Source organism: Terriglobia bacterium, assembly GCA_020073085.1.
Classification (GTDB): Bacteria; Acidobacteriota; Terriglobia; order JAIQFV01; family JAIQFV01; genus JAIQFV01.
Genome location: JAIQFV010000013.1, coordinates 206374 through 219350, shown reverse-complemented (window position 1 = coordinate 219350; position 12977 = coordinate 206374). Strand labels below are relative to the sequence as shown.

Genomic DNA, 12977 nt, shown 5'->3' with positions numbered 1-12977 from the left:
GCCATGAAGAAGAACCTTCTCACTGCAGTATTAATGACCCTGGCCACGACGATTCTGCTGGGGATCATCTATCCGCTGGTGCTGACAGGGATTGCGCAGTTCTTATTCCCGAAACAGGCCAATGGGCAGTTAATTCAAAAGGATGGCAAGGTTGTCGGATCCGCGATCATCGGACAGGGGTTCACGGGCTCGGGGTATTTCCACTCTCGCCCTTCGGCAGCCGGAAACGGCTATGATGCTGCCAATTCCAACGGATCGCAATTCGGCCCCACCAATCACCAATTGATTGATCGAGTGAAAGCAGATGTCGCCGCCCTACAGGCAGAGAATCCGGGTGTGCCGGTTCCGATCGATTTGGTGACGGCTTCAGGTTCAGGCCTGGATCCGCACATTTCCCCTGCCGCTGCTGCATTCCAAGTGCCGCGCGTCGCTAAAGAGCGGGGTGCCGGGCGGGAGGATCTCCAAGGGCTCGTGGCCAAACACACGGAAGGCAGGCAATTGGGATTTCTCGGTGAACCGAGAGTGAACGTTCTGGAACTCAATCTTGAATTAGATGAGAAATTCCCTGCATCAAGGCAGCGGGTAGCGAAATAGGAATTAGACCGCTTCGGTGACATGATGGATGATCCAAGACCCATCTCGGCGCCCCCGGCACGCAGAGGGTCCATGCATCGTGAGAAGGGGCGCCGGGATCTCTCAGTAAGGATAGACCATGAAAACCCTGAGGAAAAAACTTGCGTATAGTTATGGATTACTGACCCTTGTCATATTGGGGGTCAGCGCGGTAAGCATTTATCATTTTATTCGCCTCGGCCGAAACGTGGATACCATCCTCTCCAACAACTACAAGAGCATTGTCGCTGCTGAAAACATGAAGGAAGCGCTCGAGCGGGAGGACTCGGCCGCCATGTTTTTTATCGCGGGCCACCAGGACAAGGCCAGGCAGCAGTTCTCAGCCAATGCACAGAAGTTTGCGCAGCAATTCCAAATTGCCGCTCACAATGTCACCGAACCCGGCGAAGATAGAATCATAAGTGATATCGAGACAAAGAATTCCGGGTACAGCCGCCTGCTGGAAGATTTTCTGGGTGTGAAGGAAGCCCGCCCACCGACAGGGGATTCGAAGGTTTACTTTGACCGGCTTGAGCCCTCCTTCATCGACCTGAAAAACCGGCTGGATGACCTGCTGCATCTGAACCAGCAGGCGATGGTGAATGCCAACGGGCGCGCCTTGTCCGAATCCTGGAATGCCCAGGCCTCGACCGTGACGGTTGTGTTTTTCGGCGTCCTTTTTGCCCTCGCGTTCGCGTGGCGTTTTTCCGCGTATATCGTCGATCCCCTCCTCGTGTTCACGGAAAAAGCCCAGCAGATCGCCGAGGGCGATTTCGACCAGCACATTGACATTTCTTCGGAGGATGAAATCGGAATCTTAGCGGCTGAGTTCAACCGTATGGCCGTTCACCTCAAAGACCTGAGGAAGTCCAATTACTGGCAGTTGCAGATCGAACAGAAGAAATCGAACGCCGTGATCGAATCCATTTACGAGCCCGTCATTGTGACGGATGCGCAGGGCCGGGTGATCAAGTTGAACCACACCGCCGCTCAACTGTTTGGTGTCTCCAAGAGTGCCGAAGACATCGGCCGGGGTCTATCACTTGCTGATTTTAGTGCCGGGGGACCCATCTTGCGCGCGGTCGAGGCGGCGGTCTCCATGCAACGCCCGGTCGCGGAAGAGACCGAGGCGGCGTTGGTGCCTGTGAAAGTGGGGGGAGCCGACCGGAGTTACCGCTTGCGAACCACGCCGATGCGGGATGAGAACGGGAGACTCCTCGGTGCGGTCACACTTCTGGAGGACATCACCGCCCTTCGCGATGTGGACCGGATCAAGAGCGACTTCATTTCCATCGCCTCGGGCAAATTGCGCACTCCACTCCATTCGCTTCAATTGGCACTGCATACCCTGGCGGGACACTATACCGGCGAGTTGACTGACCAGCAATTGGACTTGTTGATGGACGCGCGCCGTAATGCCGAACAGCTCGATGATTTGATGGGGGATCTGCTCCAACTCGCCGAGATTGACTCGGGAGCACATCAGATGTCTTTGGAGGCATGCCGGCCCGTTGATCTGGTGCGGGAGGCCGTTCTCCAACATGCCGCCCTGGCCGATAGTCGCCATTTAAAATTGGATCACACCGTCGCGCCGGATCTGCCTTACATCCTGGCCGATCGGCAAGCGGTGAAACGGGTCTTTGACAATCTGCTGTCAAATGCGCTTCGACACACCCCTCGCGACGGACAAGTGACGATCTCCGCAGAGGAGCGGGAGAACAATGTGGTATTCTCCGTTCGGGACACCGGCGAGGGAATACCCGAGGAAGACCTGCCCAACATTTTCAGCCGGTTCGTCCATGCCCAGGGAAAACCAGGGGGGGGAACGGGATTAGGTTTGGCCCTGGTGAAACGATTGGTGCAAGCCGAGGGTGGACAGGTAGCCGTCTCCAGTGTTGTGGGCTCAGGGACTGTGTTCACCTTTACCCTTCCTTTAGGCGGTTCTACAATGGGTGCGCGAGTATAGACATGAGCGTGAAGACCCCCGACGCCACTTCACGGCCGAGCGCCGAATCGCTGCTCGCCAAGCTGGGTGAGTCGGAGCGGGCCCGTCTGCGCATTTATGTTGGCGCGGCACCGGGCGTGGGCAAGACCTACGAAATGCTCCAGGACGCCCACATCCTGCGCAAACAGGGGTATGACACGGTCATCGGATTCGTCGAAACATACGGACGGGCCGAGACCGAAGCCAAGATTGCGGATCTGGAGATTATCCCTCGAAAGAAGATTGGCTACCGCGGGGTCGTGCTCGAAGAGATGGATGTGGACGCCATCGTGGCTCGCAAGCCGCAGGTTTGCCTCGTCGACGAACTGGCGCACAGTAACGTGCCGGGATCCAAAAATCGCAAGCGCTATGAGGATGTGCTGGACATTCTCGAGGCGGGAATCCATGTCATGACGGCGGTCAACATCCAGCACCTCGAAACCCTCAACGATGTGATTGCCCGTTCTTCCGGGGTGCGCGTCCGCGAAACCGTCCCGGACAGCTTTCTCAAACGCGCCGACGAAGTGGTCAATGTGGATGTGACCGTGGAGGAACTTCGCAATCGACTCCGGCAGGGGAAAATTTACAAGCCCGAAAAAATTGAACAGGCGCTGACGAACTTCTTTCGAAAAGGAAATCTTTCCACCCTGCGCGAGCTGGCACTACGTGCGGTCGCCGAGGAGGTGGGAGCCAAGGCTGCCCAATACCGGGCACGCGAAGGCCTTGAACCGGCCCAGATTCCTGAAAAAGTCATGGTCTCCATGTCATCGAGTTCGACGGCGCTCAAATTGCTCCGAACGGGTGCGCGCATTGCGGGCCGGCTGGGTGCCGTGTGGTTTGCGGTTCATGTGGATACCACCGGCGCCTCTGCAACTCCATTGAAACCTGAAGATGCCGCTCAGTTGCAGCAGAACACAATGCTGGCGGAGGACCTGGGCGCCACGGTGGTGAATCTCAAGTCCGGAAAAGTGGCGGACGCCCTTATTGAATTTGCAAAACGGGAAGGGATTACTCATGTCATCTTCGGGCAGTCGGCGCGCTCACGGTGGGAGATTCTGTTGAGGGGATCGATCATCAACCGGTTTCTTTCTGCCGTGAGAGATGCTGCCGTCCAGGTGATCCCCCCAGGAGATATCCCGCGCCGATAACACACAGGGAGGGAACAAGCGAGCCCGTATGAGCCCACTTTCGGCCTTTGGACTGTTCGCCGTTGTCGCGATGCTGGTATGCTACGCCCTGGAGCACCGCAGTCGCTGGTTCATATTGTCCTTCGCTGTAGCGTGTGCGCTTGGGTCGGTTTACGGGTTCCTCCAGGGCGCCTGGCCGTTTGGATTGGTGGAGGCTGTTTGGTCCCTGGTGGCCGCCCGGCGATGGCATCAGGCTCGACGAACAGGCTGAGCCGGGGGCAGGTAACAGGATTTCTCCAATCCGGTATATAATCACCCTTCGTGAAGGTGACTACTCGTCAGAACTGGATCGACTATGCCGCCTCAGCAGCGGGTGTGGCCGTCGTTGTCGCTCTCTACAAGTTCCTCATCCCGAGAGTCAACAACACCACGGTGGCGCTCAGTTTTCTGCTGGTCGTGCTCCTCTCCGCCTCGGCTTCCGGACTCGGCCCCGCCATCCTGGCCTCGATTGCAGGCATGTTGTGCTTCAACTACTTTTTCCTCCCCCCCCTGGGAACATTCACCATTCAAGACCCGCAAAACTGGATTGCATTGACCGCCTTCCTGGTTACCGCGATCATTGCGAGTCATCTTTCCTCGACCGCCCGCTCCCGGACGCAGGATGCCGAGGACCGAAGGCAAGAGATGTGGAAGCTGTTTCAACTGGGTCGAGCCATCATTATGAGTACGGAAACCGAGACCGCGGTTTCGTCGATCGCCCGCCAGGTGGTTGAGATTTTCCACGCCGGTCATTGCTCGGTTTTTATCCGGGACGATGAGGGTGACTGGCAACGGGCCGCGACCGCTGCCGATGCGTCGGACCTCAGCTCCTTTCCCCCGTCGGAACGGGTATTGGATGAGGTGTTCGAATCCGGCGAAACCCGATTGATGCCCCACCGAATTGACCTGCAGGACGATAAGCAGGCGACACGGGGTGGCGAAACAATCGCATGTACGCCTCTGCGGGTGGGTGTGAAATCCATCGGTGTGCTCGTCATGATTTCGCGGCCGGTGGAACGAGAAACACTGGACGCCATGGCGGGACTGGTGGCGCTCGCCCTCGAGCGGGCTCGTTTCCTCAAAGAACTCAGCCGGACCGAAGCCTTGCGACAGAGCAATGAATTGAAATCGGCGTTGCTGGCATCGGTTTCACATGACTTGCGGACGCCCCTCACTTCGATCCGGGCCTCGATTGACAACCTGCTTCAAAACGAGGTGGAATGGGATAAAGCCACCCTGCGGGAGTTTCATCTTATCATCAGCGAAGAGGTTGGCCGACTGTCCCGCCTGGTCGACAACCTGTTGGAGATGGCCCGGATTGAAGCGCGAGAGCTGCGCCCCTCAAGGCAATGGGGGGCAATCTCTGAGGTCATCACGCAAGTGCTCAACCGGTGCTTCTCTGTCACCCAGGATCATTCGGTGGATATTGATTTGAAGGAGAGCTTGCCGCTGGTGGAGATGGACTCGCGCCTCATCGCCCAGGCACTCTCCAACCTGGTCGAAAATGCAGGCCAGTATTCTCCGCCGGGCACGAAGATTCTCCTGCAATCCCGCATTGAGAGTGGGCATTTGATATTTACAGTCCGGGATCACGGACCGGGGATTGCGCACGAGGAAATGGAACGCATCTTTGACAAATTCTACCGCGGCCGGCATTCTTCGATGCGTCGCGGCGAAGGGACCGGCATGGGCCTCCCCATCGCCCGAGGCATCGCTGAAGCCCACGGGGGCAGCATCGGGTGCGAAAACAATCCTGAAGGCGGCGCCACGTTTACCTTGAGGATCCCGGTCGAATGCAAGGAAACCCCCGAGGTGGTGGCTGCGGGTGAGGAGCCTTAACCCAGACACCTCGGCAACACCTGAAGTCGTTGATTCGAGAAGGAGCAATTCTCGATTTTCCCCAAGGGAGACCTCATTCGAGGGCCCTCGTGGGGACTGGAACTTTTCGGAAACTCATGTCGCTTCCCTCTCTCGCCCGCAAGCCCATTCTGCTCGTCGTCGATGATGAACCGCAAATCCTGCGGGTCATGCGCACCAGTTTGCCGGTGCGAGGGTTTGACGTCCGGACAGCGGCTTCAGGGGAAGAGGCATTGGAGGAGATTCGCAAGGAACTGCCGGACGTCATCATCCTGGATCTGATGATGCCGGGCATGTCCGGGCTGGAGGTGTGCCGTCGATTGCGCGAGTTTTCAGACGTGCCAATCATTGTGCTCTCGGCCCGCGGCTCCGAAAAGGATAAAGTCTCGGCGCTGGATTTGGGGGCGGATGACTATGTCACAAAACCGTTCAGCATGGAGGAGCTCCTGGCACGACTGCGGGCCGTGCTGCGTCGCGTTTCGTCTTCGACTCCGGGAAGCGCCACCTGGACGGTTGGCGACATTACGCTCAATACCGACGAGCGTCGCGTCACGGTGGCGGGAAGGGAAGTCAAGCTCACTCCCAAGGAATTTGAGGTGCTCAAGTATCTCGTCAGCAACGCCGGCAAGGTGGTGACCCATCGCTCCCTGCTTCAGGCCGTGTGGGGGTGGGAATCGTCGGATCAAACGGAATACCTCCGGGTGTTCATCAACCAGTTGCGGCGGAAGATCGAACCTGCTCCCCAAAACCCACGATATATCCTGACTGAACCCTGGGTGGGCTATCGCCTGAATCCAGGTGATTAGGTACCAGCACGTTGGGGCCGAACCCTTGAAGGATCGAACTCCCCTCTTCCGGCAGCAAGGAAACCCAAAGGTCAAACGTCCTCCAATTCGACGTTGCGTTAAGATTTTGACTTCCCTATAATCCCGGCACGTATGCCACCCCGTGCGTTTTTCGGCTCACAGACGCAGGCCCTTCATCCCCGCTACATTGCCATTGAAGGTCCGATTCACGTTGGAAAATCGCGGCTGGTCGAGATCCTGGCTGAGCGCGTCCACGCCCGCCGGATCCTGGACTGCAGGGACAATCCCTTCTTGAGAGATTTTTATGAGGATCGGTCGGGAGCTGCCTTCGCTTCCCAGATGTACTTCCTGATGCAGCGGTATCGGTTGCTCAAGGAGTTCGACTCTTCCTCCCCCTATGCCTCGACCATTCTGAGCGATTTCATTTTTGAAAGAGATAAGATTTTTGCCTTCATTAATCTCGGCGATGAGGAACTGCGCATTTACGAACAGTACTTTGCTTTATTGAGCGAGCAGCTTCCCAAGCCCGACCTGGTGATCTACCTTCAGACCACAACCGAAGCGCTCATGCGCCGGATCGAGAAAAGCGAGAAGAACTTCGAAGGTCAGATATCATTCGATTATCTGACCGAAGTCGTCAAGGCCTTCGACCACTTCTTCTTTCACTATAGCGCCACTGACCTGCTGGTGATCAATACCGCGGAAATCGACTTCGTGGAGCGAAATGAAGACCTGAATGATTTGCTCCATCGCCTCCAGCAACCGGTCAAAGGCACCCAATATTACCTGCCGCTCAAATCCAAATGATCCAGGAAGAAGCAAGAACTCAAACCCCAATTTCCTATTGATGATGATCATATATAGTGAAACTCGTCCTCCCATGAAGGTTGGGTTGCACAAGCTTTGGTAGCCGTGATCCCGGTTTTGGGGATCGCGGGGTTTTCCCGGCCGGTCGCAAAAACCCGTGATCCGCGGAAAAGCGAGCGGATCACGGCTACCAAAGCATGCCACTTCATGCGAAGCTGTCATCTGTCAGTATTATTTACCATCCCCAGTAGGTTCGACCGAACTTCAATGATCAAAGCCCACAAAGAGCACCGCGGCATATTAGGAGGCCTGAGCAGTCATGTAAAAATGTCATGTAAAAATGGCTTTTGCGCGAGGGCCATTTGGACTAGAATAGGTCCCCGAAAAGCTCGACCGGCTGAAGATCTTGAGTGGCGACGGACAGCTGAGGTGACCGCATCAATCCGCATTATTGAGCGGGACGCCGGCAGGGATGTCCTTTGGGTTCTTCAAGCTCTCCAGATCACCGGCCAAGCCCGTGAAGGTTCTACCAGTCCTTTTGGAGGATACTTCGATGAGTCAACAGACTACTTCTCAACCCGCCAAGGTTACCGTCCCGAAGATTTACCAAAGAAAATTCAAGCCTGAAAAGATCACCTGTCTCACGGCGTATGATTTCACAATGGCCCGCATCGTCGATGAGGCCGGGATCGACATCATCCTGGTCGGCGATTCGGTGGGGATGGTTCAACTCGGATACGACTCCACATTGCCCGTAGGCATGGAGGAGATGTTGATGCATGTGCGGGCGGTGCGGCGAGGTGTCGTACGGGCCTTATTGGTCGCCGACATGCCCTACGGCTCCTTCCAGATCAATGAGGAAGAGGCGGTCCGCAATGCTCTCCGTTTTGTCAAGGAAGGCGGCGCTGAGGCCGTCAAACTGGAAGGCGGCGTGAAGCGCGCTTCCCTGGTGAACCGCTTGATGGACGCGGAAGTCCCCGTGATGGGACACGTCGGGCTGACGCCCCAGTCCCTGCTCAATTTCGGCGGCTTCAAGGTGCAGGGACAGACCGAAGCAGCCGGAGAGCGGATCCTCGAGGATGCCCTGGCCCTCGATGAAGCGGGTGTGTTTTCGATTGTCCTCGAAGGAATTCCCCGAGACCTCGCCCAGCGGATCACGACAGCCGTCAAGGCCCCCACCATCGGCATTGGTGCAGGACCTGACTGTGACGGCCAGGTGCTGGTCCTGAACGATCTGCTCGGCCTCAACAGCGGGCGTGTTCCCAAGTTTGTGCGGCAATACGCGCACCTTCGCGAATCCGCGGCCGCGGCGATTTCCGAATTCATTGACGATGTCCACAACTCCCGCTTCCCTTCCGACCAGGAATCCTATCATTCGGAAACTTCGCATGGAAATCGTATCCAAAGCATCTCGAATGCGTGAGGTGGCCAAAGCCCTCCATGCCCGCCAACAGTCCCTCGCATTCGTCCCCACCATGGGGGCCTTGCACGAAGGTCATCTGAGCCTGGTTCGTCGGGCCCGGGAACTCGCCGACACCGTCGTCGTGTCGATCTTTGTCAACCCCACCCAGTTTGGTCCCAACGAGGACTTCACCCGATATCCCCGCGATCTCGAAAGTGACTGCCGAATGCTCTCTGCCCTGGACGTTGAATATCTGTTCACCCCTGAGGTGGAGGAAATGTATCCGGAGGATTCACGTACCTTTGTCGAAGTGGAAGGCTGGGGGGGTTACCTCTGTGGGACCACTCGTCCCGGCCATTTCCGCGGTGTAACGACCGTGGTCGCGAAACTGTTTAACATTGTCACGCCCGACTTTGCGGTGTTCGGACGAAAGGATGCGCAGCAGGCAATCCTCATCGAACGGATGACCCGCGACCTGAAATTCAATGTCCAGATTGTAACCTGTCCCATTGTGCGCGAACCCGACGGTCTGGCCATGAGTTCAAGAAATCGGTATTTGAGCCCTGCCCAACGCCAGGCGGCCTTGGTCCTTCACCACAGTCTCTTGCGGGCGCGGGCCATGATCGAGAGAGGCGAATCTAATGCGGATGTGATTCGCGGAGGCATGAAGAAGGTTTTTGACGGCGAGCCGCTGGCCAGGGTCGATTATATCGAATTGGTCGACCCCGCCACCCTGCGTCCGGTTGATACGATTCGGAAGGGGACTTTGATTGCCGTCGCCGCTTACCTCGGAACGACGCGTCTAATCGACAACTGGTCGGCCGAAACACCTTAAACAAAATCACTGGCGGGTGCCGCAGGCATGCGTTCTTTGCATGCTTGCGAGGGACGACGCTCATTTCACAGCTTCGGTTTTAGTTGGATTTTGGGTTCTATTTGGATATTGGACTTTGCTGGGTGCCGCAGGCAATGCGATCAAGGTCGGGTGCCGCGGGCTGTCGGGTGCCGCAGGCATGCGTTCTTTGCATGCCTGCGAGGGACGACGCTCATTTCACGGCTACGGTTTTACTTGGACTTTGGGTTCTATTTGGATTTTGGACTTTGCTGGGTGCCGCAGGCAATGCGATCAAGGTCGGGTGCCGCAGGCATGCGTTCTTTGCATGCCTGCGAGGGACGACGCTCATTTCACAGCTTCGGTTTTAGTTGGACTTTGGAATTTGCTCTTCTGAGACAGCGACGAGCGGATGATTGCAGAGACCAAAAAGGAACAACCCTCCTGCGAGCGATGCAAACGCGGCCGGATTTTGCGGGGGTGGTTCGCATCGTTGAGAGAATGAAGAAAGAGCCCAGGGAAGACTCTTCCCGTCGGTACGGAGGGCTGAGACTCAAACCGCCGGGCGCTCTCGCGGTCGGGTTGAACTATGTCAGTTTCTCCGGCGTCATCCGCTAGTTCGAATGCAAAATGTATTAAGACCAGTACTTATCCGAAATCATCCAGAACACCCAATCTCAATTTGGAGATTGGGAAGACGTGACCCCAAGCATTTTCTGGATGGGAGAACGCTTTTGTCGGGAATGCGCGGAGGGAAAACGGCAACCACAAAACGCCAAATAGGATCAGGTCTAAATTTTCAATCTTGATACCTGTGCAGGAGAACAATTGAAAATTTAGACCTGACCCGAAAATCTTAATACCTGAAAAAACATCGAGTCCTGACAGGAATCGTCCCGTTGTCGGAACCGATCCCCTCTCCCGCTACAAATCGGTCCTGAAAAACAGGGGGTTTTGCAGCAGAATCAATTGAAAAGATCTGACGCTAAATTTTTTACCCTTTTTCGATCAGCGACAACCTTTTCAGGGAGTTGCCTTGGTCCGACCCCAAACATTCACCGTTGAAGTGGAAGCTGGGCAACCCCTCGGCGGGCCCAGTAGAGCGAGCCGATGTTACCCACGAAGTGGAATAGAAACGACGGTAGCAGGGAACTGCGCCATAGGAAGAGCATTCCTGAAAGAGCGCCGTAGGAAGCTGTGGCAAAGGCTCCAAAGCCATATGGAAAATGAGCCAGGCCGAAGGCAATGGCCGTCAACAGAATTGACAAGGGAATGGAATGACATGTCCGCCTCAATCCGACAAGGCAAAAAGCCAGCCAAAGTTCTTCGGAAAATGCGCCAAACAGGAATTCCAATAACCACAGGGATGCTGGGCCTCTTGCACATTCAGCATCATCCAGACTTCCCATCCTCCGATTCATCAACCTCCAAAGTAATCCTTGGATGACAACTAGCATGAGCCCGGTACAGATACCAAGTGCTGCATTCAGCTGCCAAACGTCCAAATGCAATCCTGTGGCTCGAGGCGACACACCCTCATGTTTCATCAGCAAAATGACAGGGGCAATCGTTAGTAGTTTATGGAACGGCCAAGTGAACCGGTCAACCTTCTCAGCCCTTTCCCGCACATCATCCGGCATTTTCTGAAGGCCGTGGTGGTAACCCCAGGAAAAACGGAATAGGTTGAAGGGCACAATCGAAGCTATCGGGAAAATTGCCAAGGCCAGGTAGGGGATGAACGATGCCATGGTTAGCGGCTTTGAAGATTTCTACAGGTTGCCACGCCGTGCACCTCGCCTGTTTCGTTGCAATACTCCAAATCCTCGGACAGGTTCAACGGCGCTGGTTATCCCTCAGATGGAGGGACAATTCACCATCACGAGATGAAGGGCGTCTTGGTACAAACTTTCGGAGTCTGGTCCGGGTCCCGACCAAACCCATGACGAAACCGGCCATAAGGTATAGGAACGGCGAGCCAAACAGTCCTGCGAGGAACAACAAGAGCCCGCGAAGCCCGCAACTATAAGAGATTGTGCCGCCGACCAGAATGCTTGATATCCAAATTGCAAGGGAGTGTGGTTCGACAACCTGAAGTAGATCGCCACAGGAGGGGCATGGGAAACACGAGGCTTTCCCAAATGGAATTTCTGTCGGTACGATAGTTGCACCACAATTTGGACATTTGTGTAGGTACCTTGACATATTCACGGACCTCATGGAAACAGTGTCTTTAGGAGCCTCTCAGCAACGACTCGGACAATGGCCCCGCCCATGCCTGCATTACCATCGATCCAGTTCCCATGAACATAACCATCAAAGGAAGGATAACCCTATTTAGAAGACGGATCATAACGCCTCTTAAGTGGAATTTCTGAAAAACGTTTTTTGTGTCTATCGAAGTGCTCCCCTGCTCGAACATCCGAGTTCGCGGGCTTCGAGTGTCCGTTAAATAAGACATTCGGGAAATCTTTGGACTCGTAATCGACATCTATATCCGCCCGCCTACCATCCTTAGAGAAACAAAATTGAATGCTTGGTTCTCCTCCCTTCAACTGGCGGCTGTCAGGATATCCTTCATGTCCCAGCGTCCATCTGAAATTCTGTGCCTTTAGGATAGCGTCTGCAGTGCCTTCTTTCGTGGTGACATAGAGTCGAAATTGCTCAGAGCCCTCAGAGCTACCTTCCTTTTTTCCTGCTATTCAGCTGGATTTGACGCGATGTCACTCCCGGGTGCCGCAGGCATGCGTCGTTGGCATGCCTGCGTAGGGATGACCTTTTTGAAACAAAAGGGATCAGGCCGCGACAATCGACAATTCGTTTGCTGCCTGGGCAAAGAGCGTGGCCATGGAATAGAAGAAATTTGTCGAATGTCGCGGCCTGATCCCTTTTGTTCCTTCAAGGCCGTTTGCGAAGCCGTCCGGCGCTTCCGGCACTTGCTGGAAGCCGACTGGGCTGTCGCCCTCGCTCTCGACCGCGACTCAAACCTTTTGAAAATTCACGCCAATACTCAACACCGAGACGAAATATGGATTATGGAGATGCGACCCCAGTTTCTTTTCTGACCCCCGCTTTTCTTGAAGACGGAAGCAAAAATAGGGACGAATGGCACTGGATGAATGGGCTCTGGCTCCCTTTTTGATTTGTCAACAAAGTCATAATTAGTCAAGAACCAAACCAGCAATGAACAACGTAATCGACAGGAGCGCAGCAACTGAAACTATGAGCCAGCGCTTGCGGCCTGTTAAACCTGCAACCGTTGTTAGTATCAATGAGGCGAGAAATTGGATAAAAATCTGCTGCGGGAATATTCGCCCAAAGAACCCCTTGATCGATGCGCCTACGAACGGCATCAGAGCCAACTGTACCCACATTCCCACGAACAGCAGTAGGCCGGCCCAACCGCACCATCGGCTAAAAGTACGATCCGTTGATTCGTTCATTTTGGCACCTCCCAGATGTGCGGGAATATCCCGAGTCCAAGAGGAGAGTGTTCTCCGAAATGCATATTCCC

At 55.3% G+C, this 12977-nt stretch carries 11 protein-coding genes; 9 read left to right on the top strand and 2 right to left on the bottom strand.

The features are described from left to right. Positions 1-3 precede the first annotated feature (3 nt). From kdpC to panC, 9 genes are all read left to right on the top strand, one after another. The gene (kdpC, locus tag LAO21_14955; GenBank protein MBZ5554017.1) at positions 4-594 is read left to right on the top strand and encodes a potassium-transporting ATPase subunit KdpC; all 591 of its coding nucleotides are present in this window, start codon (positions 4-6) and stop codon (positions 592-594) included. A 118-nt stretch (positions 595-712) separates the two neighbouring features. Beyond that, a complete protein-coding gene (locus LAO21_14950; GenBank protein ID MBZ5554016.1) occupies positions 713-2578 on the top strand; it encodes a HAMP domain-containing protein in 1866 nt (621 codons plus the stop codon). A gap of 2 nt (positions 2579-2580) precedes the next feature. Then, positions 2581-3744, top strand: coding sequence for a universal stress protein (locus LAO21_14945; GenBank protein MBZ5554015.1), 1164 nt, complete (start codon positions 2581-2583; stop codon positions 3742-3744). A 28-nt stretch (positions 3745-3772) separates the two neighbouring features. After that, positions 3773-3994, top strand: a complete 222-nt coding sequence (locus LAO21_14940; GenBank protein MBZ5554014.1) for a hypothetical protein — start codon at positions 3773-3775, stop codon at positions 3992-3994. A gap of 50 nt (positions 3995-4044) precedes the next feature. Continuing rightward, positions 4045-5601: a DUF4118 domain-containing protein gene (locus LAO21_14935; GenBank protein MBZ5554013.1), complete on the top strand. Its 1557-nt coding sequence runs from the start codon at positions 4045-4047 to the stop codon at positions 5599-5601. A 116-nt stretch (positions 5602-5717) separates the two neighbouring features. Then, complete coding sequence (locus LAO21_14930) at positions 5718-6425, top strand: response regulator transcription factor (GenBank protein ID MBZ5554012.1); 708 nt, start codon at positions 5718-5720, stop codon at positions 6423-6425. A 132-nt stretch (positions 6426-6557) separates the two neighbouring features. Further along, positions 6558-7232, top strand: a complete 675-nt coding sequence (locus LAO21_14925; protein MBZ5554011.1) for a deoxynucleoside kinase — start codon at positions 6558-6560, stop codon at positions 7230-7232. A 553-nt stretch (positions 7233-7785) separates the two neighbouring features. Beyond that, positions 7786-8655, top strand: coding sequence for a 3-methyl-2-oxobutanoate hydroxymethyltransferase (panB, locus tag LAO21_14920; GenBank protein ID MBZ5554010.1), 870 nt, complete (start codon positions 7786-7788; stop codon positions 8653-8655). After that, positions 8621-9469 carry a pantoate--beta-alanine ligase gene (panC, locus tag LAO21_14915; GenBank protein MBZ5554009.1) on the top strand — a complete coding sequence of 283 codons (849 nt, stop codon included), beginning with the start codon at positions 8621-8623 and terminating at the stop codon, positions 9467-9469. Before panB ends, panC begins: the two co-directional genes overlap by 35 nt. Before the next feature lie 1052 nt (positions 9470-10521). On the opposite strand, the gene LAO21_14910 is transcribed toward panC, so the two are convergent. Both LAO21_14910 and LAO21_14905 read right to left on the bottom strand, forming a co-directional pair. Beyond that, positions 10522-11214: a CPBP family intramembrane metalloprotease gene (locus tag LAO21_14910; GenBank protein ID MBZ5554008.1), complete on the bottom strand. Its 693-nt coding sequence runs from the start codon at positions 11212-11214 to the stop codon at positions 10522-10524. Between the two features lie 1410 nt (positions 11215-12624). Further along, positions 12625-12906: a hypothetical protein gene (locus tag LAO21_14905; protein ID MBZ5554007.1), complete on the bottom strand. Its 282-nt coding sequence runs from the start codon at positions 12904-12906 to the stop codon at positions 12625-12627. Between the last annotated feature and the right edge of the window lie 71 nt (positions 12907-12977).